This is a genomic window from Cupriavidus sp. MP-37 (assembly GCF_020618415.1).
Taxonomy (GTDB): Bacteria; Pseudomonadota; Gammaproteobacteria; order Burkholderiales; family Burkholderiaceae; genus Cupriavidus.
The window spans coordinates 2,148,505-2,173,333 of sequence record NZ_CP085344.1 but is presented as its reverse complement, the minus strand read 5'-3'; the positions used below and the strand labels follow the sequence as shown (position 1 = coordinate 2,173,333).

Annotated in this window: 21 protein-coding genes; 16 read left to right on the top strand and 5 right to left on the bottom strand. The window is 62.8% G+C overall.

The genetic code is table 11. The features are described 5' to 3' along the window. Position 1 precedes the first annotated feature (1 nt). A complete protein-coding gene (locus LIN44_RS10125) occupies positions 2 to 805 on the bottom strand; it encodes an SDR family oxidoreductase (RefSeq protein WP_227311963.1) in 804 nt (267 codons plus the stop codon). A gap of 190 nt (positions 806 to 995) precedes the next feature. Between LIN44_RS10125 and LIN44_RS10120 the strand changes: the two genes are divergently transcribed. Then, positions 996 to 1,943: a GlxA family transcriptional regulator gene (locus LIN44_RS10120; RefSeq protein WP_227311962.1), complete on the top strand. Its 948-nt coding sequence runs from the start codon at positions 996 to 998 to the stop codon at positions 1,941 to 1,943. Positions 1,944 to 2,151: 208 nt separating this feature from the next. Here LIN44_RS10120 and LIN44_RS10115 read toward each other — a convergent pair whose 3' ends face one another. Beyond that, complete coding sequence (locus LIN44_RS10115) at positions 2,152 to 2,706, bottom strand: hypothetical protein (protein ID WP_147310447.1); 555 nt, start codon at positions 2,704 to 2,706, stop codon at positions 2,152 to 2,154. 387 nt (positions 2,707 to 3,093) lie between these two features. Between LIN44_RS10115 and LIN44_RS10110 the strand changes: the two genes are divergently transcribed. From LIN44_RS10110 to LIN44_RS10080, 7 genes are all read left to right on the top strand, one after another. Beyond that, complete coding sequence (locus LIN44_RS10110; protein WP_198048231.1) at positions 3,094 to 5,124, top strand: hypothetical protein; 2,031 nt, start codon at positions 3,094 to 3,096, stop codon at positions 5,122 to 5,124. A gap of 3 nt (positions 5,125 to 5,127) precedes the next feature. Then, positions 5,128 to 6,108 (top strand): ATP-binding protein, encoded by a 981-nt coding sequence (locus LIN44_RS10105; protein WP_116359801.1) that lies wholly within the window; start codon positions 5,128 to 5,130, stop codon positions 6,106 to 6,108. Between the two features lie 2 nt (positions 6,109 to 6,110). Further along, a complete protein-coding gene (locus LIN44_RS10100) occupies positions 6,111 to 7,535 on the top strand; it encodes a TniQ family protein (protein ID WP_116359802.1) in 1,425 nt (474 codons plus the stop codon). A 1,556-nt stretch (positions 7,536 to 9,091) separates the two neighbouring features. After that, positions 9,092 to 9,526, top strand: coding sequence for a hypothetical protein (locus LIN44_RS10095; RefSeq protein WP_227311961.1), 435 nt, complete (start codon positions 9,092 to 9,094; stop codon positions 9,524 to 9,526). Next, a complete protein-coding gene (locus LIN44_RS10090; RefSeq protein ID WP_116359805.1) occupies positions 9,523 to 12,486 on the top strand; it encodes a class I SAM-dependent DNA methyltransferase in 2,964 nt (987 codons plus the stop codon). The genes LIN44_RS10095 and LIN44_RS10090 overlap by 4 nt, the downstream gene beginning before the upstream one ends. After that, positions 12,483 to 13,136, top strand: a complete 654-nt coding sequence (locus LIN44_RS10085; RefSeq protein ID WP_223819830.1) for a hypothetical protein — start codon at positions 12,483 to 12,485, stop codon at positions 13,134 to 13,136. Before LIN44_RS10090 ends, LIN44_RS10085 begins: the two co-directional genes overlap by 4 nt. 76 nt (positions 13,137 to 13,212) lie before the next feature. Next, a complete protein-coding gene (locus LIN44_RS10080; protein WP_223129713.1) occupies positions 13,213 to 13,389 on the top strand; it encodes a PbsX family transcriptional regulator in 177 nt (58 codons plus the stop codon). Between the two features lie 20 nt (positions 13,390 to 13,409). On the opposite strand, the gene LIN44_RS10075 is transcribed toward LIN44_RS10080, so the two are convergent. Continuing rightward, complete coding sequence (locus LIN44_RS10075; protein WP_223819832.1) at positions 13,410 to 14,963, bottom strand: diguanylate cyclase; 1,554 nt, start codon at positions 14,961 to 14,963, stop codon at positions 13,410 to 13,412. 370 nt (positions 14,964 to 15,333) lie between these two features. Between LIN44_RS10075 and LIN44_RS10070 the strand changes: the two genes are divergently transcribed. The 3 genes from LIN44_RS10070 (at position 15,334) to LIN44_RS10060 (ending at position 16,570) form a co-directional block, all read left to right on the top strand. Further along, a complete protein-coding gene (locus LIN44_RS10070) occupies positions 15,334 to 15,591 on the top strand; it encodes a hypothetical protein (protein WP_147310448.1) in 258 nt (85 codons plus the stop codon). Positions 15,592 to 15,885: 294 nt separating this feature from the next. Next, positions 15,886 to 16,170, top strand: a complete 285-nt coding sequence (locus tag LIN44_RS10065) for a hypothetical protein (RefSeq protein ID WP_116359808.1) — start codon at positions 15,886 to 15,888, stop codon at positions 16,168 to 16,170. A gap of 160 nt (positions 16,171 to 16,330) precedes the next feature. Further along, complete coding sequence (locus LIN44_RS10060) at positions 16,331 to 16,570, top strand: AbrB family transcriptional regulator (RefSeq protein ID WP_116359809.1); 240 nt, start codon at positions 16,331 to 16,333, stop codon at positions 16,568 to 16,570. 640 nt (positions 16,571 to 17,210) lie between these two features. Here LIN44_RS10060 and LIN44_RS10055 read toward each other — a convergent pair. Further along, complete coding sequence (locus tag LIN44_RS10055) at positions 17,211 to 17,987, bottom strand: DUF305 domain-containing protein (RefSeq protein WP_223819833.1); 777 nt, start codon at positions 17,985 to 17,987, stop codon at positions 17,211 to 17,213. 101 nt (positions 17,988 to 18,088) lie between these two features. Further along, positions 18,089 to 18,325: a DUF305 domain-containing protein gene (locus tag LIN44_RS10050; protein WP_232346781.1), complete on the bottom strand. Its 237-nt coding sequence runs from the start codon at positions 18,323 to 18,325 to the stop codon at positions 18,089 to 18,091. A gap of 195 nt (positions 18,326 to 18,520) precedes the next feature. Between LIN44_RS10050 and LIN44_RS10045 the strand changes: the two genes are divergently transcribed. The 5 genes from LIN44_RS10045 (at position 18,521) to LIN44_RS10025 (ending at position 24,716) form a co-directional block, all read left to right on the top strand. Then, positions 18,521 to 21,520, top strand: coding sequence for a Tn3 family transposase (locus LIN44_RS10045; protein ID WP_116359811.1), 3,000 nt, complete (start codon positions 18,521 to 18,523; stop codon positions 21,518 to 21,520). Next, entirely contained in the window at positions 21,513 to 21,857 is a 345-nt protein-coding gene (gene tnpC / locus LIN44_RS10040; RefSeq protein WP_053821762.1) for a Tn3 family transposase post-transcriptional regulator TnpC, read from the top strand. The genes LIN44_RS10045 and tnpC overlap by 8 nt, the downstream gene beginning before the upstream one ends. Before the next feature lie 423 nt (positions 21,858 to 22,280). Continuing rightward, entirely contained in the window at positions 22,281 to 22,745 is a 465-nt protein-coding gene (locus tag LIN44_RS10035; protein WP_017514071.1) for a transposase, read from the top strand. Next, positions 22,745 to 23,095: an IS66 family insertion sequence element accessory protein TnpB gene (gene tnpB / locus LIN44_RS10030; RefSeq protein WP_017514072.1), complete on the top strand. Its 351-nt coding sequence runs from the start codon at positions 22,745 to 22,747 to the stop codon at positions 23,093 to 23,095. The genes LIN44_RS10035 and tnpB overlap by 1 nt, the downstream gene beginning before the upstream one ends. Before the next feature lie 31 nt (positions 23,096 to 23,126). Further along, entirely contained in the window at positions 23,127 to 24,716 is a 1,590-nt protein-coding gene (locus tag LIN44_RS10025) for an IS66 family transposase (RefSeq protein ID WP_034021473.1), read from the top strand. Positions 24,717 to 24,829: the final 113 nt, after the last annotated feature.

The window sequence follows — 24,829 nt, the reverse complement described above, 5'->3', positions numbered from 1 at the left end:
TTCACCGCGCAATGCCGTACCGCGCGGCTGGCTGCGCATGCGAAAGATTGGGCCCCAGCGCGGCGCGTGCCGCCTCGAATGCCTGCCAGTCCGCAGCGTCAGGCAGCGACGGCAGCGTGATCACCTCGCCCTGATCCAGTCCCGCCAGCGCCGCGTCCACCAGGTCGTCGCCGTCCATTACCAGCGATTCCGGCAGGTTCTCGACCGGCTGTCCGGCGATGTCCCAGAACGCCGTGCGGGTCGCCCCCGGCAGCACCGCCTGGACGCGCACGCCCTTGCCGGCAAGCTCATGTTGCAGCGACTGGGTAAAGGCCAGCACAAAGGCCTTGGAACCGCCGTACACGCCGTTCAGGACCTCGGGCGCGATCGCCACAATCGAGGCGATATTGATGATCGTGCCCTGGCCGCGCGCAACGAAGGCCGGGGCAGCGGCATAGGTGAGGCGAGTCAGCGCAGTGACGTTGAGTTCGATCATCGCCTGCATCGTGTCCACATCCGACTCCAGCAACGGCCACGCGCCGCCGAACCCCGCATTGTTGACAAGCGTGGTGATGCTGGCGTCCGTCCTCAGGATGTTTTCGATGCGCCGCACCTCGGCCGCCTGGCCCAGGTCGGCCGTCACGATTTCGACCGAGCGGCCGGTGTGGTCCGTGATCCGCCGCGCAAGCGCCTCGAGCCGGCCGCGGTTGCGCGCCACCAGGATCAGGTCATGGCCGCGGTGCGCAAGGCGATCGGCATAGATGGCCCCGATACCCGAAGAAGCCCCGGTGATCAGGGCGGTGCCGGCGTAGGTGTGAGTTGTCACGTTGAAGCTCCATAACAGTGAGAAGGCAGTGAGAAGGTCCGTGGCAGCCGGCGGGAGAGCCGGGAAGAGGGCAGAACAGGTCGGCTGCGTGTATCCAAGATTAGGCGCACAATGGCGATGGCTACAATGTCGTAGATCCCACCTTTTATGCCATGTCGGAAGTGCCTTCCGCTGCCATGAGGAGTTCACCATGCAACATGTGGCCCTTGCCCTCTATCCCGGCTTCCAGGCGCTGAACCTGGCGGTGTCCACGGTGCTCGAATTTGCGAACCGGGCTCTTGACGCGCCGCTGTACCAGGTTCACTTGCTGTCCGAACATGGCGGCCCCGTGTTGAGTTCCGGTGGCTTTGCCGTCAGTACCGAGGCCTTTGGCCGGCGCCGCTTCGATACCGTTCTGGTGGTGGGAGACAATGACGTCCTGCCGGCGCCGCCCGCCTTGGTGAAGTTCTTGCAGCGTGCGGCGCGAACGTCGCGGCGCATCGGCGCGACTTGCACCGGGGCCTTCACGCTGGCGGAGGCGGGGCTGCTGGCCGGCCGTCGCGCCACCACGCACTGGTATTACGCGGACGCGTTGCGGCGGCGCTTCCCGGAAGTCAGCGTGGAGGAGGACCGCATCTTTATCATCGATGGTCCGGTATGGACCTCGGCCGGCATGTCGGCCTGCATCGACCTGGCGCTGGCACTGGTGGAGAAGGATCTGGGCGCCGCGATCGCGCGCGCCGTGGCCAAAAGCCTGGTTGTGTACCATCGCCGCGCAGGCGGTCAGTCACAATTTTCGGCACTGCTGGATCTGGAACCGCGCTCGGATCGCATTCGTGGCGCGCTGGACTTCGCGCGGCAGAACCTGCAGCTGGATCTTTCGGTGGAGCAACTGGCGAAGGCAGCGCACCTCAGCGCCCGGCAGTTCTCGCGCGCATTCCGCGACGAGACCGGCCAGAGTCCGGCCAAAGCCGTGGAGCGCCTGCGCGTGGAGGCGGCACGGCTGATGATGGAAGGCGGGCGCCACCCGATCGATGTGGTGGCAAGGGATACCGGTTTTGGCGATGCGGAGCGCATGCGGCGAGCCTTCTTGCGGGCTTTCGGGCAACCGCCGCAGGCGATCCGCCGCATGGCGCGCGGTGCATTGCAGACGGCTTAGCCGTTGTTTTGCGTAATTTTGTTACTCACACACTGACGGCGTGACGCTGCTTGTCGCTTGCCTAGTAACAAATTTAGTTGAACAAACTTTGCAGAAAATTGTTACTCCGTTGAACGGTTCAACTTAAAGTGTTCTTTGGATGTACGGCGGCCATGTTACGTCTTCAGTCTGTCAGGTAGCGTGCGAAGGGGCGTGTCTCCCCGGCAGGTTATTCGTTTGCCAGTTTAAACGTGCCGTCGCCCCTCGCAATAATGCGTTCTGACCTGATCAGCGACGCCAGTCCTTCCAGAACATCGGCTACTTCCATCTCGAGCAGCTTGGCGATTTGGACCGCGTGCAACTTCTTGACGCTCGCACTGACGAGGTCGAGAATCTGGCCTTCGGGCCCCGACTCATGAGGTAGCCAGCTCAGCCGGCGGTGCTTGTCTGCGGTCCTGTCAATCTCAGGTTCCCGCTCTCTTTGCCGTGCAAGAAGTCGGTTCCGCATTTGCTCGTCTTCTTCGGCACTGGCGCGCTGTCTCTCGCGCTCTGCCGCAAGCCGCTGCGGACCTTGGGCAATAAAGGCGTCCATCACCTCGATCGGTCCCTTTCGGAAAGGCACTCCTCGAAATGCGCCGTGCTCATATAGCAGCTGTCGCAACCGTTCACATCGATACGATTCGCTCTCGCAGACGTCGGGTAGGTATTGCGCCTGTTGCTCCGCCGGTATGTCACGGTAGTAACGGCCACCAATCATGACGTAGCGCTCGATGAGGCGGAGCAACAGCTCTTCTCTGCTTAGTTCGTCGGGGCTTCCCATTTGAAAAGAGGGCTGGCTCATCGAGTTAAAAATTGTAACAAATCTGTGCAGAGATCGAGCGGGTAGGCGATGAACTGTGCGTATCCGCCCGGCACGACGCTCGCTTGCTGGTGTCCTGGGGAAGTTTGCCAGCCTCGCACGACTGTCCGGAAGAGGACCGCAGCGACGGTCGGCAGACGGGGCGGGAAAGGCTGTAGCAAGTTCACTACGGACTTCTCCTGTGAGACGCGCCGAGCCTGACTGCGTGTCAGCCCTGGCCCGATGCGTCGCTTGCATTCTCGTGCAAGCCTTCTATCGTTCAAACGTTTTCCTAGGCAATGTCGCCCGTCCTGCCAAGTCGAGGACCGGTTCATGGATCCAGGCAACGATGAACATTACGGCGGCGGGCGAGTCGTTCGTGGCCAACGCGTCGACACGTCGGGTTGGCCAACGCCAGACGAGGGCGCGCTCGACGATCCGCGGCGCGCCTTGTACTTTTCCAGAAAACACGCGGTCCAGCTTTATCTTTCCGGCGCCGACGCCCACACCATCAAGCGTCTGACCTCGTTCAGCGACAAGCAAGTTTATCGTTTGATTTCCGAGCGTTGTCTTCAGGCGCATCCCGATGGCCGGCCGTATGGGTGGCGTGGCTTGGTGCCGTGGCTAAGAGTACGGCCATACCGCCGCCGCACGAAAATCCGTGTCGACCGGTTCGGCGGCGGGGCAGCCGGAGCACTGCAAGCCACGCTGGATGCGCACCCGGAACTGCGCTTGTCGTTCGAATCTCGCATCCGCTCCAGCCCATCGTCCAAACGGTTATCCGAGGCCAGGCGATCGCCCCGACGGCATTGGCTGTGGTTTCTTGACCAACTGCGCGAGCGCGGCTATGAGGCACGCGGCGACTGGCCGTTCAATACATCGACTCGCGCTTACTTTACGATCTGTCGCTTCGTTGAACAGGTGCTGTCCTCGGATCCGAAATCGCTCGCGGCCAGCATCGGGGGAGCCGATCTGGTGCGCAAGCTGAAGGCCGGCGATGGGTCCGGCCGGCCCGCGCTGCGGTTCATGCAGCGGGTCGAAATGGACGCGCACAAACTGGACGGTCGTTTCTGCGTGTCGCTGCCGCTCGCCGGCGGGGGCTTCACGGAGAAGATCGTGCACCGGCTCTGGGTGATTGTGATCCTCGAAGTGGTTTCGCGCGCGGTGGTTGGCTATTACTTCAGCACCGGGCGAGAAGTCTCCAAAGACGATGTGCTGCGGGCGATCAAGACCGGACTGAGCCGGCCGAAGCTGCGTCCCGTGACCTTTTCCGCCACCCCATACTTGCCTGATGCAGGGCTGCTTGGCTCGCTCGGCGAGGAATTTGTGGGGCTGTGTTGGGATGAAACCAGCGTCGACGGCGCACTGGCGGAAACCTGCCAGCACGTTCGCGCTGCGCTCCAACAGGCCGTGGGTTCGACCCTGCTGGAGCCGCGCAATTCGTTCGCGGCACGACGAAGCAAAGACGATCGCCCGTTCATTGAGTCGTTTTTCCGCAACCTCGCCGGACGTGGCTTTCAGCGCTTGACCAACACGACCGGGGCTAAGCCGCAAGATCGGCAGGGCCGTGAGCCAGACGGCGTGGCGCTGGCCAGCCGCTTCCAGTACGAATATGCCGAAGAGCTGTTGGGCGTGCTGATCGCCAACTATAACGCTACCCCTCACCGCGGCATTGGCAACCGGACGCCCTTGCAGTATGCGGCCTTCCTGCATCGGCATGGCGGCGAGACGTGGCGCCGGGTGGATGCCGCCGCCATGCAAGGCTTGTTTAGCGTGAGAAGGCGTTGTGTGGTCAGGGGCGGCGCGGCGGTGGGGCGGGCACCGTACGTGAACTTCCATTATGGCCGCTACAGCAACGAGGTACTGCACAACCGGCAGGATCTGGTGGGCACCGAGATCTGGGTGATCTGCCATGAAGAGGACGATTGCCGCGTTGCGCTGGCCTCAACGCTCGATGGTGTGCCGTTGGGGGTGCTGCGCGCAGCGCCGCCATGGCACTTATCGCCGCATAGCCTGGCGGTACGCGCGGCCATCTGCCGCGCTTGTGCCAGAGGCCAGTTTGCGATTTCCCCCGGCGGCGATGCGATCGAAGCCTTCATCCAGTACGTCGAGATGCAGCCGCACAAGAAGCTCCCGGTTCATCCGGCGTACCTGGAAGCCAGGCGCATCCTGGCGGCCGCCTCCCAGCTTTCCATTGGTGCCGTGATGCTCGATGCCGCACTGGAGCGCGGTCGCGGCGGGTCATCCCGAGGTGGACAGGCGCCCGAGGTCGCGCCGGCCGTGACACGGGCTGACACAACCGGTGACCTGGGCACGGATCGGAAGGGTGAGCTTCCCCCGCGGCGCATGGCGCGAACGGAGTAGAACGTGTCGTTCTCGCTGCCTGAGCGCATCGATCCGCGTCACTGCATTGTGACCAAGCAGTATGCGGTCTACACGCCGCCGATGCATGCCATGATCGAGCAGATGGGCGAATGGATCGATCAGCAGCGCCCGGGCGGCTATATCTATGGGGCGTCGCGGCTCGGCAAGTCGCGTTGCGTGCAGTGGTATGTCGGCAAGGTGCTGGAGGAACGATTTAGCGCAGTCGTGCCCCTGGTGGTATGGAGCCGACGCCCCGACAGTCATTCCAACGAAGCGGCGTTCTGGCATCAGATTCTGATGGCGTCGCACTTCGAGTTCGTCAACCCGGCCAAGGTGCCCAAGCGGGTCGAGGCGGCCTATCTCTGTCGGCAACGCTTCATTGCCATCGCCAACAATGCGTGTCGCAACTATGTCGTCTTGTTGATTGACGAAGCGCAGGATTTGACGCTGCGCGAGTGGAAGTGGCTGGTGGGCCTGCAGAACGATCTCGATTACGACGGTTACCTGCTCAGCGTCTTCTCGGTCGGCACGCATCAGTTGAACTATCGCCATGAATACATGGCCAGCACCGGCAACGCGCACGTGGCCGCCCGCTTCATGGCAGCCCATGCGCGCTTTCACGGTCTGCGCTCGGTGCGGGAGGTCGAGTATGTGCTGAACGGCTATGACGTCGACTCCGAATGGCCGGTCGACAGCGGGGTGCCGTTTCTGGCGTATTTTGCGCCAGAGGACTTTGCCCGCGGGCGCCGGCTGGCCGGCAGCGCCAAGCTTCTCTGGAACGCCCTGGTCGAGTTGTCACCGCAGCAGGCGCGACGGCGGCATGAGTTTCCGATGCAACACGTTGCCAAGGCGACCGAGAGCGTGCTGTTCCAACTGGCCCGCGGCATGGACTGGGACGAGGCGACCTGCTACGAGAATTGGCTCAGAGAATTGGCCAAGACCAATTTCTCTGACCACATGAGAATCATCGCCGCGGGCAGTTAGCAGTGGCGGGCTATCCCTCGGTCAACTGGTGGCCACACAATCTGCGCCCCTACGAGTCGGCGCTGTCGTTCGTCGCCAGGTTTTGTGCGCTCAATGGCGTCCCCGTGCGGGCCGGCACCGCGTTCCTGGGCGTCGAACCGCGCCATCTGGGGTTCGCCTCCGATGATGACGTCGCGCGGGTGTCTTCGCTCTTGGGCGAGGACCCGGCTCGGTTGGCCGATGTCCTCCAGCACGCGCTCAATTTTCGTCAGTGCGGCACCTATGCGCCCCCTGCGGCTTACAGTCAGGGGCCGAGCGTCCGGTATTGCGCAGCCTGTGCGCAACAGGGCTATCACAGTTACCTGCATGAGGTGCCCTGGCTAACCAAGTGCCCCATCCACCTGACGGCGCTGACCACCGTACCGGCCAACCGGACCGGGAACATAGGCGAGCGCCGCCTGGGGGCGTTCAAGCGCCTGATGCAGGGGCATTGCGCCGCTTGGCCGCACTTCGCCCCGGACGGATTTCCGACGCGCGAGCCCGGGGCGCTGCTGACCTTGGCAGCGTGGGTGCACGACGCGTGCGACGCTTCCAAGCGGATGCAGGCAGGCGAGTTGTGGCGGTCCGAGGCAGGGACGCATCGTGGCGCAGTCACGATGACGCAGGCCCTTGGCCAGCTGCATACGCTTGCCCCCCTGCCCACCGAGCTCGAGCCACTGCTTGCCGACCGCGGTGGCGCGTGGGTCGTCCATCAGGCGCGCTTTCCGCGCGCAGTCAGTCGCGAGCTGGCGCGTCTTGGCGAACGTGGCTTGCGGTTTGACTCTTTGTTTGCGTTCTACAAGGACAGCGGCGATACGTCCGAAGGCTCGCCAGCGTGGTACTGCCAGGCCGTTCAGCAGCAGATCCGGCAGCGCCATGGCACCTGCGGGTGTCGGTGGGAGCGCGTCAACGCCGGGTTCGGCGCGTTCTGTTGGATCCAGACCCAGCCTGATGAGTTGGGACAAGAGCCGTTGCAATGCCCGTTTGAAGTGGCGGTGCAGGACCTGGAGCTGGACTGGGGAAGCCAGGGCAGGGCGCTGCCGTCGCGGCTCGCGCAGCAAGAGATGTATCGCTTTCTGAAGGAATCGCACGCGATGCGCGATGCTGGCGTGCTCTCCTATAAGGAGGGAGCGCAGGTGTCCCCGGACGGTTATCTTTACCTCATGCAACGGGTATGGCCCTGCTGCGAATGGAATCGGGACTCCCCTTTGCTTGACCTGTTCCGGACTGCCGCGCGCTGGGAGATCGATAGCGAGCATCGCGCCATCACGCGCTGGTTGGACGATATTGAAGCCGGCAGCCACCCTTCCCACCGCCAGGATCCCCTCTACTGTGTGCGCTTGCGCAGCGATGAACAGGGAGCGTCGCTTCTGCATTGGCGATCGGCCGACCACCAGTCTCGAGGGTGAGGGGCGGCGCTGGCGGGCCGGGCGCACGAGGGACCGCCGGCGGCCGTCAACCGTCTACGGTCCCGAAATCAGGGCACCACCGGGCCGGCAGCTATCCGTTGGGCATCGTGGTCGCGTTTTGCGGATGTTCTGGGTCAGTCGGCCGTAGCGAGTAGGCTGGTGCGACCAGGGATGAAGCGCACCGATCGGCTGCCGATACGGTGAGGCGACAAAAAGCCCGCCTGTGACGGCAGGCGGGCTAAGACGGTCGACGCGGAGGTGCCTTGCCGCGCCGTTCCAGCTGCAGGGCACTGGCGGCAGCGCGGTCGCGGCGCGCGATCTGCACCGCTACGAGTGACGCCGGGCTGGCGAGGCGGCGCCCTGTTTCAATCAGCCCACCATACAAACCACAAGCGCGCGTCGCCTCAGCCATCGAATAGTGATGGCCATCAATCAACGCAAGGCGCACTTGGTCGCCATAGCGTATGCGCGAGCCATCCACGGGTTTCATGCATCGATTGTATAGCAGCCTGGAAGAGGAGCCGCTGTGCCCGCGGTGGCCGGCAGCCATCAGGGCCGGCGTCTGCTCGGTGAATGGGGCTGGGCAGACGCCGTTTGATGGCCGGAGGTCTGCCGTTCCTGGCCCACGGCCGGGCCGAAATCCACTTCACCGTGGCGGTTTTCAGGTGTGATGCCGGTGATCAGAGCCTCTACGTCATACTCATCCCTGGCCGCTTCCACGATCTCGGCCGGGAGCCGGAGCGAGGCGCCCTTGCCCGACTTCCGTATTCTTGTTCGCATCCGATGCTCCCGACGTTGCCACCCCGTCGATACTATACCGTGCCCCCGTTGCCAAGCGGGGCAAGCGCGCTCATGCCGTCAGCGGCAATCCCGGCCTCCGGTGGGCTTAGCAAGGGGTTACGCCACTGTACCCAGCGCCGGGCTGCCGTCAGGCGAAATCAGGCGCCGGCTCAGCTCCAGGAATTTATCGCTCGGCTGCAGGCGCCCTTGAAACGGCCGGCTGATATACAGCCCGGCGTAATCCCAGTGGCGCGCCTGAAAAGTAATCGCGATGTGCGACGTAGAGCGACTTGACGGCCACTGCTGCGAGTCAAAGCGCAAGTTTGCCTTGCGCATCGCTGACGAACAATGATCCCGTGTCCTGGGCATTGATGGCGAAGTCGAAGAGGGCGCGCTCCCGCAGGAGGCGGGCAGCGACACGACAGCGGGTTCCTGCAACGAAGTTGCGACGCCGGCGATCGCAAGTCATGCACCTGCAGGGTGCGGGAGATGCTGCGCTCGAGCGTCAGCGCAAGATTGCCCCCGGTCTCCAAGGAAACCAGCAGAGCGAGGGTGACCGCGCCGTCGAAGACCAAGCCGGCCGTGTCAAGCGCCGGCTGTGGCCTAGTAGATGTCTTGTCATTCCAGCGTCGCCCGCATGGAACTCCGTCGTGCCGCGATTGTTATCGCAGTATGCCGTTGCCTCAAACGGAAGTACATGGGAGAATCAACGCATATTTATGTTGTTAGCAACGCGAATGCCGACTGTTACCGCTATTCAGTTCACGCAGGATCAAATGCGTACCCTCACCGGGGTGTCGACGGAAACCGTCAGGCATTGGCGCAAGGCCATCCCCTACCTCGCTTCGAAGACGGGGAAAGCGGCCCGCTTTAGCTTCGCCGACTTGCTCGGTTTGTCCGTCACCCAGGCGTTGGTTAGTTCATTGGGCGTTCACATCGGTTCGGTCAGTGTCGGTGTGGATGCGTTGTTCCGGGTGCTCGCCGCAAGCGCGCCACTGATGGAAGGCGCCATCGTGCTGGTCACACCGACCACGGCCAGCCTGCATGGGGCCGATTCGTGGAGCGGCAAAGACGTACTGACGGAACCGACACTGGTGGTTGCGCTCGATCCGTTGATTGCCCGCTTGCAACAACAGGTGTTGCCCGCGATGAGCGCGCCGGCGCAAGCTGCGCTTCCCTTTCCACCCGAAGCCGTACGGAGCCGGGCGTGATATCGGCAACGCTAGAGCACGTTCTTGCGGCAACGGGTTTTCTTCCCGACGGACAACCCGCAGCCGGCCTGCGACTGGGCCGCGATGCCCAGGCTTCCCGGCGCGGCCGCGCCTTCGTGCCGGATGCATCATGGCGTAGCGCCTCGGCGCTGACGGTCTACTTCAAGTTCGAGGCGACTCCCCCGACCGATGACGTTGTCAGCCAATGGCGGCGTGAAGTATGGAACGAAGGATTTTCGCCACTGCTGTGGGTCGTTTCCCCCCAGCGCATCGACTTGTACAACGGCTTTGGTACCCCGCTGCAGGAGGGCGACGCGCAAAAGCACTTGATCGGGCGCTTCGAAACGATCGAAGACTCCCTGCATCGACTGGACGAACTGGCCGGGCGACTGGCGATTGAAACCGGTCAGTTCTGGGCGCAAGTACCGGCGGTGGATCGCAAGACCGGTGTCGACCAGAAGCTGCTTTCGGACCTGGCCTTTCTCGAACGGGATTTGGTCGCCGGCAATCTGGTACGCAGCGCGGCGCAAGCGCTGATCGGACGGGTGATCTTTACCCAATACCTGATTGACCGCGGCATCGTCAGTGCCGCGCGCCTGCGGCGCGTGTGCGGCTACACGGCGCTGCCGGCGATTCTGCGCGACCGCAGTGCTACAACCAAGCTGTTTCAGTGGTTGGCGCAAACCTTTAACGGGGACATGTTCCCGCCGTCGTCGGTGAGAACGACGCCGGCCGCTCAGCATTTGCAGCGCGTCGCCGAGTTCCTCGAAGCGGTCGATCCGCAAACTGGCCAGCTTACATTCTTCCCGTATCAGTTCGACGTCATCCCGGTCGAACTGATCAGTTCGATTTATGAACAGTTCGCGCATGCCGATCCGGACGCGAACGGGCAGAAATCGGAGGCATTGCGCAACGGCGTGCACTACACGCGCCTGTCAGTCGTGTCGCTGATTCTCGACGAGGTCATGGATGGCCTGACGGGACGGGAATCGGTGCTCGATCTGACCTGCGGGTCAGGGGTCTTCCTAGTCGAAGCACTGCGGCGCCTAGTGTATCTGCGCGCCGGTGGCAAACCGCCCACGCGGGAGTTGATTCGCTCCACCCTCTATGGACAAGTGCATGGTGTGGACATCAGCGAAGCCGCGATCCGGGTGGCCGCCTTCAGCCTGTACCTGGCCGCGCTCGAACTCGATCCGGATCCGCAGCCATCACAGTCGCTCAAATTCGAGCCGTTGATTGGCAGAACGTTGCTCGTGGGCGATGCCAGGACCATCGAACGGCAAGGCGACGGCAAGGCGGTGCTAACCACGTCGACGGGGCTCAGGCAGTTCGACCTGATTGTTGGCAATCCCCCCTGGAGCTTCAAGGGACAATCCGGTACGCAGGCACGGCGCCAAGCGATGACCACCGGGGTACCCACGCAGCCGCGGGGAGAGGGCCTGGACTTTGTACTGCGGGCGGCCGAGTTTTCGCATGCGCAGACTCGCTTTGGCGTGATTCTGAGCGCCACGCCGTTCTTCAGCCGCAGTGGCACGGGAATGAAGGCGGCCCACCATGTCATGCGCATGCTGGCGCCGGTGACGCTGGTCAATTTATCGAACTTGTGCAGCTGGCTGTTCGCCACCGCCACGATGCCGGCAGTGGTGCTTTTCGCCCGTCATCGGTCCGAGCAGCGGGCCGATCAGATCACCGTCGTGCAGATTCCATGGACACCCAGCGGCGCGAAAACTCATTCGTTCGAAGTCGCTCCAAGTGACATCCTCAAGCTCACCCTAGGTGAAATCGAAAAGCAGCCCCTGAAGCTCAAAGCGGCCGCGGTGGGGCGTCGCCGGGATCTGATGTTGCTCGATGAGCTGACGATGACGCATGGCAGTCTGGGGGAGCGGCTTGCCGTCCTGAATGCCAAATTCCGAGATGGGCTGACCCAAGGCAAACGGGAAAACTGGACGCTCGATGCCAGCGAGCTCAACGGATTGGGGCTGCTGCAGACCCGTGATATGCGGCACTTCCAGATTGCCGACGGTCTTGCGAGATACCACCATGCCAAGGCGCAACGACCGCGCGCACGCCAAATCTATCGGGCGCCCCTGCTGATCGTCAAGGAGATGCTGCTCGCTCAGCCAAGGGCGATCGTGGCGGTGGCTGAACAGGATCTGATCTTCACCGACGCATTTTTCGCAGCGTCATTGCCTGCGCGCCAGAAGCCGGTGGCCGATCTGCTCGCCATGATTCTGAGTTCCGCATTGGCTTCGTGGTTCTTCGGCCTGACTGCTTCCGAGTTCGGCGTCTACAAGCGAAAGCTGCTGATTCGAGACGTTGAGATGCTGCCGGTGCCGGAGCTCTCGTCCGCCGTCAGTTCGGCCGCAGGCCAGCGGCTTCTGGTGCTCGCACGGGCATTGCGCGAACGCGAAGTCCAGGCCGAAGACTGGAAGGCCTTGGATGATGCCGTGTTCGATTTGTATGAGCTAGGGCAGGCCGACCGCGTAGTGATCCAAGACGGACTATTGCGTGCGGGCTGGCAATGGGAGCAGGGGCGTGAAGCCGCCATGGCGCCATCGGACAGTAACGTGGAAGTGACCTCGTATGCAGGGACCTTCCTGTCCGTCATGGACGCGTGGCTTTCTGTGCGCAAGAAGCGGCATATGCGCGCAGAGATTATCGATCTGCCGAAGGAGGCCGCGCTTCGCGTCGTGCGCTTCATTTTGGAGGAGGGGCCGGGAAAGAGCAGCGTGTCCATGATCCGTCCGGGCGGGAAGTTGCGCGACGTGCTGGCGGGAATCGGCAATCGTCTGCAAGTGAAAATTGCCACGGCAGTCAGTGCCGAGCGAGAACTGCGCGTGCACGGGCGCAACGAGGTGGTCATCATCAAGCCGGCAGCGCGCCGTCACTGGATGGACATTGCCGCATTGGAGGATGCCGATGCCGTTGTGGCGGAGAGTTTTGTAGGGGGGCGCGCTTGAGGATTCCTTATGAGACGTCATCGGCCCTTGGCAGGCAGTTCATCGAACTGGCTCCCGAGGTGGTGGCTGCTATCTTGGTGACGGTGGCAGCAGGTTGGCAGCACGCGTGTGCGGCCGCAGACGTGAACACCGACGCAGGTGAGGTACTGATGACCGAGCGCTTGCGCGATGGCATGCGCCATGCACTGAAGAACTCGCCCTTGCAGTTGGTCGTGCTGCCGGGCACCGAGTCGCGCTCGACGCCCAGCGTGGTGCTGCCGGATGGGCGCACCGACATTCCGCTGGTTTTAATCGAAGTGTTCTTGCGCACGCAGGAGCACGATCCCCATGCCATCATCGAATGCAAGCGGATCGCCGGATCGAATACGCATTTGTGTCGCGAGTACGTGATCGAAGGCGTCGATCGATTCGCTGCCGGCAAGTATGGTGGGAACCACGCGGTCGGTTTCATGGTTGGCTATGTGCTCTCGGGCACCTGTGCAGCGGCGGTGCGCGGCGTCAACGCCTACTTGTCCCGTGTCTCGCGCCACGCGGACCGCCTAGCGCCAGCCATGATCATTGAGGGGCAAACGTGGCAAAGTCGGCATGCGCGAACCCCGCCATCCGAGGCCATCGCCCTACACCACGCGTTTTTGCCCCTGGACCATTGAAGTAAAACGCGGCGAGAGCCTGTGAGGGAGGAAAGAAGTGGGGAATAGCGCATCAGTGCGCATCCCGGCCGCGATCATGGAAGCGGCTAACTTGCGCGTGAATGCGGCCGTTGACGTACGCGGAGAGCACATTGTCATCGAGCCGCTGCGCGAGGCGCAGTACGACCTCGATGGGCTGCAAGCTGGCATCACGCCTGAGAATTTCCATGGGGAGGTGGATTTCGGCCCGCCCATCGGCAAGGAGCCTCCCTGATGGGTGCGGCCACTAGCCGATCATGCTGGTGAATCGGCAGCGCGCAAGCTCAACACGCGGTTGCGGCCGGCGCGCTTGGCCCGGTACAACGCCTCGTCGGCTGCACGAAAGAACGCCCGCAGGTCCGGATAGACGGGCGATGCGCTACCATTGCCTTCAGTCACCACGCCAACGCTGACGCTGATTCGGCCAAAGGGGCTTCCCGCGTTCTCTATGCCGAGCGCAAGCACCGACGCCCGTACGGCTTCTGCGATGGCCGCTGCGCGCGCCGCGTCAGTGCCGGGCAGCAACACGGCAAATTCCTCCCCGCCATAGCGGCCCGCGTAGTCGCCCGCACGGCGCAACTGCTGGCGAACGCATTTGCCCACGGCGGCGAGCGCATCATCGCCAGCCACATGGCCGTAGCGGTCGTTGAACTGCTTGAAATAGTCCACGTCGATCATCAACAGCGACAGCGGCCGCACCTCGCGCCGGCTGCGGCGCCATTCGCGGTCGGCGATTTCATCCAGGGCGCGGCGGCTGCCCAGGCCGGTCAAGCCGTCAGTGTCCGCCAGCCAGCGCAGGTGCGCTTCGACCGCGAGGCGTCGCCGCCATTGCCGTGCCAGCGAGATGGCCAGTGTCACGATGGCCAGGTTCATCGCCATCACCAGCCCGGCAAACCACCACGCTCGCGTGCGCCAGACGGCCAGCACGTCGTCCATCGCACGCCCCACCACAATCGTCAGCGGAAAACCATCGACCCGGCGGAAGCTGTACAGGCGCCGTATGCCGTCGACTGTGCCTGCCGCAATCAGTTCGCCATGCGGTTCACGAAGCATGGGGGCAAACGCGGGCGTGGTCGGCACCGTGCGGCCGATCAGGCTGGCATCCAGGGGCCGGCGCATGAGGATGGTGCCGTCATGGCGCATCAACGCCAGCGCGCCGCCTTCGCCCAGGGCCACGCCAGCGAACAGCTTGCGGAAATACTCCAGCCGCAGCGTGCTGGCCACGATGCCCGCGAATTGGCCGTCGGGGCCCGGCACGCGCAGACTCAGTGCGATCGATGTCGGGTTGTCGGGGACTAAGCGAGGCTGGAACGGCCGGCTCAAGTAGACCGCGGACTGCCCCAGGTCTCGTTGCGCGATGAAGTAGTCGCGATCGGCCAGGTTCACCGCGCGCGGCGGCCAGTGCCGGGAATCGAGGATCAGGCGCCCTTGTGCGTCGGCCACCAGCAGTGCGCCGATGTCTTCGCCTTCGTTGAACGCACCGAACAGCACGCGCTGGCGCAGCGACGGGGCCAACGCCATGACGGCCGGATTGCGCATGGCATCGAGCGCATGGCGCATCGAGGCCTCGTGCAACTGGAGGTTGCGCGCGATGCTGCGCTCCAGAGTCAAAGCAAGATTGGCTGACGCCTCCCGGGCGCTGGCGAGCGCGTCCCGGCGCATCTGCAGGAGTGCGGTGGCTGTCAGCGCCGTGATCGCGGCCACCAGCATCAAGGCAAGCGGGACCATCAACGCGGCCGGCGAAAAGCGGGCAGCCGTCATCGGCTGCGGCGGCAAGGGGGCAATGGCGGTGTCTGGAGCTGAGGTCATCGTTGTCGTCCGCGGGTTGCCCATTCGCTACACCGTAGCCATGGGCGGCAAATCCACGCTCGCTCGTCGGATTGGCGTTGTGCCTTCGCGCTCGCCAGGTAGCGCTCGAGCAGGGCGATACGGGCATGCAAGCGCCACAGCACGCTGTTCGCATGCGCCACACAAATGCGGCCAGGGCGCCAGCGTTGCCTGAATAGGCGACGGCGTTGTGCGGCCGCCTGCGTGTGCAGCAGGAGCAGAGTTGCCTCAAGTCGGGCCAGATTCATTGCGCGGGACAGTGTGGTTTTCCCGACGCCGATTATGTACCGTCTCTGGCACTTTATGGCGACTGGACTCTACAATCGCTGCCGTGCCCACTTTCATGTGTGCGATGACCGACCGAGCCGACGACCCGTTGATTGCCGCCCTCTACCATGTACCAGAAGGCTGGATGGTGGCGGAAGTACAAGGCAGCCGGGTCTTGCAACTGGGCCCGTTGCCCACCGAACCGATGCCGACCGATCTGATCGCGGCGATATTTCCCGACGCCCCGGTGTTGCACCTGGAGCCAGCGCCGGCGCCGTTGGAGGACGCCGTGCTGCTGCAGCGCCTGACAGCACACTCAGGCCCCTTTTCGGACCGTCGCTAGCGCGCCGTGTTCACCGGACGATCGATTTCGCCGGATTCCCGACCCGGCGTAGCGCCCGCTGCGGCGGGCGTCTTTTTCAGCGGTGGTGTTCGGTCAAGGCCGAGGACTGCCATGACTAGATACAAATAAGACATGTCCCAGCGCCCTCACGGCTCGCCCACAGGATGCCTCCATCGTCAACGTTTCGGCGGGGCATAATGGCGCGCAACGCCGGATTCTTCCCGTTATGCGCGGTGCCGGACCAGGGCGTGGCGTGGCGTTACGGCATTTCCCTATAATCAACCAGGACATCAAGTGGCCGAAGACAACAATGACGCGAGCGCACAGCAGCGGGCCGAAGACGCCGCGGCGCAAAACCGCTCGTTGACCATTCCTGTTGATGGGCCGTTGAGCGTGACGCTGAAAGGTGACCGCGTCGACATCAATATCGTCATGGGCGTCTCTGGCCAGGTGGAGGGGCTGCCCACCGTGTTGAGCTTGACGCCGCAGGCCTCAGGCCAATTGATTGGCTGCATCAAAAAGGCGCTCGATGAGGGGCTGATGACGTTCACCTTAGGCGGAGCTACCCCACTGCAGTGAACCGGGCGCGGCCGTGCACGGCTTGGCTGGATCGCTGAGACTCTGTTACCTTCTTCGCCTTAGGTGCGTCGCGGGCTGCCGTCACCGGCGAAGCAGCTGCCGGTTATTGTGCGCAGCGCTAAGCCCGGTCGCTTGCAACGTGACGACCGTCGGAGGAAAAATGGCCATCACGAGAGCCTTCAAGTATGGCGACGCGTTCGCGGTTTGTATTCCGGCCGCGCTTGCATACGAGGATACGGATATCGAACTGGAGATCGAGCGCATCGGCGACGAATTGCGGATCCGACCTGCACGGCGCTCGCTTGCCGGTGTCGTGCAGAAGTTCGCCAGTTTTTCCCCTGACGGATTGCCATACGAACGCGACGACCAGGAGCAGGCCGATCGCCAAGCCCCGTCATGACGGCCTTGAGCTGGCGCAAAAAAAAGCGCGAGCTTTCTGGGAGCGTCGCGCCAATGTCCGCATTGGGGTGCGGGCGGGGGAATTCTGCCATCGAATGGAGCCGTCAGCAATCCTAGTGGGCGCTGCAGTCCGTGAGCCCACGGGCTTGGCCAAAGACCCAGTCGACAAGTGCGCCAAAGGGCCAGTCGGCATTCTTATTTTGCCTTCGGTCGAGCCGCACGCGGGACACGCAATGCGATCACCGGCTCGAGCGGCAAGATTTGCTCGCACGCTCCTCAGTCGAACACAAAATCGGTCATCTGCATTCTCCCCGATGCGCCACTGCTTGAATCGGGCCGCATTGCGTCGCTAACCCAGTTCCACGCGCGGTCCTACAGCAATGCCCGCCGGGTTGCACCTACATCGAGCTTGGCCATCCGGCTGGCGACCTTGCCTACCGACACGCCGTTGCACCGAGCGGTTTCGATGAGCCGCTGGTGGCGCGCGCATGACACCGTGGCTTGGCCAGACAACAATGGGCGTGGGCGCACACTCGATGCGCGGCGTTCGTCAAGTAAAGTGACTGCTGTAGCCACGGTCGGTTTACGTGTTGGGGCACTAGTGCCTCCTCGACCGTGGCCCTGTTGGTCCCCGCTTGGGACTAGTCTCCTCCGCTATGCTGCCCTCTCGGGCTACCCGCTTGCCCGTGCAGTGGGCGGTCTACGCTGAAGGGCTGATAGTCGGCAATGTGGAAATGGCGTTCAAGCAGCTGTCGCATCTCGTCGACGGCCGCTGTCTGGACGTGCCACATCTGGGTGCAAAGGCGGATCAGCTCATCATGGCGCCGGTCCGCCCCGGTGATACATGCGTTCAACGGTTGGAGCAACGTGTAGTGATGGCGGCTGAAGACTTCCAGAAAAACATGGTCGAATTGCCTACCGGGTTGCGCGTTGTCCAAAAAAGCCAGCATTTGCTGCTGTTCCTGTCGCACACGAGGTTCATAGTCGATGCCGTACCATTGCCGCAACAACACGCGCAGATGTGCGATCTCTTCGCGCTGCGAGCGATTCTCCATCCTCGCCATTGACTTCACTTCATCAAGGGAAGACTTCGGGCGGGTGACCGGGTAGCCAGGCGTTGGCGACGTGCCTTCGTCGGGCGTAAGGTTGCCGGTGCGTTGTGGGTCGGTACCTGCCGCCAACTCCGTCATCCGCAATGCGGAATAGTGATGGTCAATAATCAATTGAATCAGTCGGACTTCGAAGCCCGCAGTGATCCCTCTGCCCGGCTGCGACCCGTGGGACAGCGGAGGGATCAATGCCATCACCAAGCCCAGACCGATTGCCCTTATAGCAACTCGACGAGCGAGATAGTCGCTCAGTTGGAATAGCGGTGATTGGCTGTCCCGGAGGGACTCGTTAGCGTTTTGCGTCGACATTTCCATTCTCCGGGTACAGGGTTCACTTCACTGAGGATTGGCCGGGGCGCAAGCAACCGCGCATTCCGGAACCGGATGCCAATAGCCGGTTCGTTTTACCGCTATTTCCTCTGCTCCAGCCATTGGTCGATCTTTCTGATATCGCGTTGAGACTCCTTGATGATATCGTCGGCCATCCTTTTCATCTCAGGCGATTTACCCTTTTCCGCTTCCGTTCTCGCCATATCGATCGCCATCTGATGGTGCATCTTCATCATGTTTGCGAAGTCGCGATCAATGTCACCGGTCGACTGCATCGACATCATGTTGTTCATGCCAGGCGCCATCGAACGGTGCATGTCCTGATCGCCTCCTCCACCACCCATGGTGTGACCATGATGCGGGTCGTGCCAAGATGCGGGCAATCGGCTATCATAATCCCTGAGGTTATATAGACAAGCAAAAACATTCAGGTTAGTTATAACGCTGGTCTAGAATTTTGCCACCGTTCTCGGCTAGACTGGCTGGCCCTTCAGAGATTGCCGAGATCCTGTATGGCCACCGTCGAGCGTACCGCCTACCCGCGTTTCCCGAAGGTTTTCTCCACCAAGGAGCTGCAGGCGTGCTACACGCCGGATGCCGAGGAACTGGAGTGGGCCACCCGCTCAACCCGTGGACAAGGTCCGCGACTTGGCTTGCTGGTGCTGCTGAAGGTCTTCCAGCAACTGCATTACTTCCCCAACCTGGACAGCATTCCCGTCGTCGTGATCGACCACGTGCGCGCCAGCGCTGGTCTGGCGTCAGATGCCGCGTTTGGCTATGACCGCAAGCTGTCCCCCACGCTGTACCGGCATTACACGGCGGTGCGCGAATTTCTCGGCGTCCAGCCCTATATTGGCACCGATGCCAACGAGGTCACGATCCGCGCCGCGCGCGAAGCCGCGGAAACGATGGACCAGCAGGTGGACATCATCAACGCCACGATCGATGCGCTGATCCTGCACCAGGTCGAGCTGCCAGCGTTTTCCACCCTGGTCAACATTGCCGAGCAGATTCACAGCCGCACGCAGACCGCGCTGTTTCGACGCGTCGCAAGGCGCTTGTCGGATGAGGATCAGCAGCGGCTGGACCGGCTTCTCACCCGGGAATTCACCAACCGCCTGACCGCCTACAACAACATCAAGCGCCACGCGCGCCGTCCATCACGCAAGCATCTCAACTTACTCATAGAACACCTGACCTTACTGGACGGTTTTGGCGATTTCTCTCGAGCAATCGCAGGCGTACCTGCCTCGAAGCTGCGCTCGCTGGCCAGCCAGGCCATGAGCCTGGACGCGGCCAATCTACGGGAGATCCTGCCTGAGAAGCGCTACACGCTGATCGTCGCCTTGCTCAATCATATGCGCGTGCGCACCCGCGACGACCTCGCGGAGATGTTCATCCGTCGCATGGGCGCGATCCACAAGCGGGCGCGCGACGAGATGGAGCGCATCCAGTCGCGTCAGCGCGCGCAGATGGAGAAACTCGTCACTGTGCTCGACGGCGTGGTCGATATCGTCGCCGATGGCCAGGACGACGCGCTGATAGGCCGGCAGGTGCGCCGCTTCCTCGCGCCGTCCGGCGATCTGGAGCCGCTGCGCGAGAGTTGCGCGGAGGTGCGGGCCTTCAGCGGCAACAACTACCTGCCGCTGCTATGGCGGCATTTCCGGGCGCACCGCTCGGTGATGCTCCGTCTGGCACAGGTGCTGGAATGGGAGTCGACCAGCCAGTCTCGCACCCTGCTGGCAGCGCTGGAGGTGGTGCTGGACAACGAATCCCTGCACCGCGAATGGATCGCCGACGAGGTCGATGTCAGCTTCGCCTCGGAGCGTTGGCGCAAGCTGGTGCGCCGCCCCCACGACCAGGGCGCGCCCACCAACCGCCGTTATCTGGAACTTTGTGTGCTGTCGCATATGGTCAACGAGCTGCGATCCGGCGACTTGTGCGTGGTGGGTTCGGATGCCTTTGCCGATTACCGTGCGCACCTGCTGCCCTGGCGCGAATGCGAACGGCGCCTGCCGGAATACTGCGCCAAGCTGGACATGCCAGCCAACGCGCAGGACTTCGTGGTGTATCTGCGCCAGTGGCTCGCCGACACGGCGCGCACGCTGGATGCCGGTTTTCCCGACAAGCGCCAGCACGTCACCATCGGCCAGGATGGCGAGCCGGTGCTCAAGCGCACCGTCGCCCGGGAGATTCCGGCCAGCGCCGTTGCCTTGCAGCAGGCGCTGATCCGACGTATGCCGACGCGCAACCTGCTGGACGTGCTGGCCAACATCGAGCACTGGACCCGCTTCACACGGCACTTCGGCCCGCTCTCCGGCAGCGACCCGAAGATCCGCAATGCGGCCGAGCGCTACCTGCTGACCATCTTCGCCATGGGCTGCAACCTGGGACCCACCCAGGCGGCCCGCCATATGGGGGAACGGGTCACGCCGCACATGATGTCGTTCGTCAACCGCCGGCATCTGAGCCTGGAGCGTCTCGAAACCGCGCAGCGGGAATTGATCGAGCTGTATCTGCGGCTCGACCTGCCCAAGCACTGGGGGGATGGCAAGACCGTCGCGGCTGACGGCACCCAGTACGACTTCTACGACAACAACCTCCTGGCCGGCTACCACTTTCGGTACCGCAAGATGGGCGCGGTGGCCTACCGGCATGTGGCCGACAACTACATCGCGGTGTTCCGGCATTTCATTCCGCCCGGCGTGTGGGAAGCCATCTACGTGATCGAGGGTCTGCTCAAGGCCGGCTTGAGCGTCGAGGCCGATACCGTGCATGCCGACACCCAGGGTCAGTCGGCCGCGGTGTTCGCCTTCACGCATCTGCTGGGCATCAACCTGATGCCGCGCATCCGCAATTGGCAGGATCTGAAGCTTTACCGTGCCGATGCGAACATCAAATACAAGCACATCGACCGGCTGTTCTCGGACACCGTGGACTGGGACCTGATCGCCTTCCACTGGAAGGACCTGATGCAGGTGGCGCTATCGATTCAGGCCGGAACAATCTCCTCGCCGCTCCTGCTGCGCCGGTTCGGCTCGGAAAGCCGCCGCAACCGCCTGTTTCTGGCGGCGCAGGAACTCGGCAAGGTCGTGCGCACGGCGTTCCTGCTCGAATGGATTGGCAGCCGCGAGTTGCGCCAGGAGATCACCGCCACCACCAACAAGATCGAGTCCTACAATGGCTTTGCCAAATGGTTCTCGTTCGGCGGCGATGTGCTGGCCGAGAACGATCCCGATGAGCAGCAGAAGCGTCTGCGCTACAACGACTTGATCGCCTCGGCCGTGATTCTTCAGAACACGGCGGACATGATGCAGGCCCTGCGCGCGATGGTGAAGGAAGGGATCAAAGTCGACGTGGCCGACATCGGCTTCCTGAGTCCCTACCTCACTAGCAACATCAAGCGCTTCGGCGACTATAAACTCAACCTGGAGCGGGTGCCGGAAGCCTGGATTCGCGACAGCCTCTTTGCCGCTCCCGCCCATTCCGTCCGCAAGCCTCGCCATGCCTGATACCGATACACCTTACGGCAGGGTCGACGCTGAGGCGTTGCAAGCGCTTCGGGACACGTTCGACACGACCACCATCCTGCGCGTGGTGGAACAACTCGATGCGATCCGCGCGCGTTGCTGTGAGCCAGCCGGACTGCGCGACGATCTGCTGCGCTTGCACGGCATGGCACATACTCTGATCAACGGCGCCGCATTGTCGTATCCAACCACTGGCCCGACCCTCGTGGACGAAACCGAGGCCATCATAGAGGAGTTGGATGACTGGATCTTGCTGCTCAAGCGCGCCGTTCAAGCGCTGCGCCCGCTGGAGCCGCTTCGCCCTCGCGACGATAGCTGACTCGGCTAGGTCGCTTGCGCGTCGAGACGGCGCATGTGAGGCCGGTTCCGACGAAGCAGCAGGACAAAAGTCAGTACGATAGCCGGAGCAACTTAGCCGCGTCCATTAGGCCCTTCGGCGCACTTTTTCCGCTTGCAGCGATGCGATCAACTGGCAGTACATTGCCTGTCGGGCATGGCAGGCGAACAAGCTCGGACATCATCAGATGTGTACAGTCGAGGTTGGTGTAGGAAATTGCAGCTATTTTTCTGACTTTCTGGTGCGCGCCAGTGAGTCGGCGCCGCATTGATTGGGCAGCCTTCGGTCGGGCTTGTGGGCGTCGCGGATACCAGGCAAACAGTGTAAGCGCTCAATTGACGACGTCTGGTATTGAAGGCTGAACGTTGGCAGGCTTGCGTCCGCAAAGACTTTGCGGACGCAAACATGATCCAAGACGAGATTGACCTATTTCCGCTGCAGGCGGTGCGAGTCCGCTCCAATGGGAAGCGCGACTACGAGCCAGCGGCCAAGCGGCGTCTGATTGAGTTCTGCCTTCAATCGGGAGCATCGGTTTCGGGCACGGCTCTCAAGGCTGGCATCAACGCTAATCAGTTGCGCAAATGGATTCGGGAGTACCGAGATTCAGCGCAGGCGCGAGGTGCATTGCCGGCATTCGTGCCGGTTGTCCAGGAGGTTCTGGATTCGCGGCCGATCGAGACACCTGCAAAGGTCGTGGTGCCTCGCCGCGAAGCGGCCTCAGCGACTGCCGATTCGCCACCGCAGCGAGCGCTACCGCTGGCACTCTTGAGCGCGAAGCTACCCAACGGGGTATCACTCGAGCTCGAATGCGACGAGCGACACGTGGCGCTCGTAAGGGCAATGATCGAAGCCCTGAATGGAGGCCATTGATGTTCCGCCTCGACGCTGGGCTGCGGGTGTACCTGCATCGCGACGCTGTGGACTTCCGTAAGAACATCAACGGCCTGGCACTGCTGGTCGAGCAGGCGCTCGGGCTGGATCCGTTTGCATCTGCTGTATTTGTGTTCCGCAACCAGCGGGCCGATCGCATCAAGATTCTCGGCTGGGATCGCAACGGCTTCTGGCTACTGTTGAAGCGATTGGAGGCGGACCGGTTTGCTTGGCCACGCGAGGCGTCGGTGGCCACGCTGACGGTCGAACAGTTGCACTGGCTGCTCGAGGGAATCGACATCGAGGCGATGCGCCGGCACCCGCACCGAGAATACCATCGCGCTGCGTGAACGCTGCTTGGCGGCAGCGGTCTAACCCGCCATGCCATCCACGCCCGTCACCGTTACCGCCGCCGAGCTGCAACTGTTGCGAGACGCCGAGCGCGAGCTCAAGGCAATACTCGCGGAACGCGAGGCAATCAAGGGCGAGCTGCGTGTGATGACGGTCCAGCGAGACCTGCTCTTGGAACAGCTCAAGGCGTTCCAGCGTAAGCTGTTCGCCGCCAAGAGCGAGGCGCGAGGCTCGGAGCAGAAGGACTTGTTCCTCAATGAGGCCGAAGCCATGGCGGCAGCGGCCGCGCAGCCGGCGCAGGAAGAAGAAGGTACGCCCGAGACCGAAGTGGCCGGGCACACACGCAAGAAGCGTGGCCGTAAGCCGCTCGACCCGGCGCTGCCCCGTGTCGAGGTTCGTCACGAACTACCCGAATCGGAACGCGTCTGCCCCCTCGATGGCCAGACTCTGGTCGAGATTGCCGTTGAGGTCAGCGAACAGCTCGACATCGTGCCGCAACAGGTCCGCGTGATCCAGCACCAGCGGGTCAAGTACGCCTGCCCATGCTGCGACGGCGGCATCAAGACGACGCCGGCACCGGCACGCATTATTCCCAAGGGACTCCTTACCGAATCGGCGCTGGCCTGGTGCATCACCTCGAAGTATCAGGATGGCCTGCCGCTGTACCGCCAGGCAGCGCTGCTGCATCGCTTCGGCGGGGACCTCTCTCGCGGCACCCTGGCCGCAAGCATAGTGCGAGTAGGCCAAGCGGTGCAGCCAATCATCAACCTGCTGCGTGACCATCTGCTGGAAGCAGACGTCGTGTACGGTGATGAGACAACGGTACAGGTGCTCAAGGAGTCCGGCAGGCCTGCCCAGAGAAAGAGCTTCCTATGGGCGCAGATGAATGGCACGGGCCCGCCGGTACGGTTGTTTGCCTATAGCCCCACACGCGAGACAAAGCAGGCTACGGCTCTCTATGCCGGCATCAAGCCTGGGTCGGTGTTGATGACCGACGGCTATGCACCATACGACGACGTCGCAAACACCTATCAGTTGGTGCACCTCGGATGCTGGGCGCACGCGCGGCGCTACCTGGTCGAGGCGGAGCAAGCCTTGCCCAAGGACAAGCGCGCCGACCACACGGTCACCGGATTCCTGCAGCGCATCGGCAAGCTGTTTGCCATCGAACGCCACACGCTCGAGATGAGGCCGGAACAACGGCAGCAAGTTCGCGCCGAACAAAGCCAGCCGCTGCTGGCCGAGATCGAAACGATGCTGCTGCAACACCTGCATACCGTACTGCCGCAAAGCCTGTTCGGCAAGGCGCTGCACTACCTGCATGGGCAGTGGCCAAAGCTCGTGCGCTACATCGAGAACGGAACTTGGCCGATCTCGAACAATCCCTGCGAGAACGCGATTAGGCCATTCGTGATCGGACGGAGAAACTTCCTCTTCTGCGACACCGTGGCCGGTGCCAACGCCAGCGCAAGTCTTTACTCACTGGTGGAAACCTGCAAGGCCAACGACGTCGATCCGTATCAGTATCTCGTTGCCTTGTTCAAGGCGTTGCCACACGCACAGACCGCCGACGACTACGAGGCTCTGCTGCCCTGGACGCTCAAGTCCTCAGACGCCTAGCGGATACCGCCGGCGGCCGCAAGGGACGCCCTCAAAAGACCGCTTACCAAACAGTCATACAAAAGATCCTTGTCAAGGAAATCAGGGGCGACGATCAGCACCAGGTGCGGCAC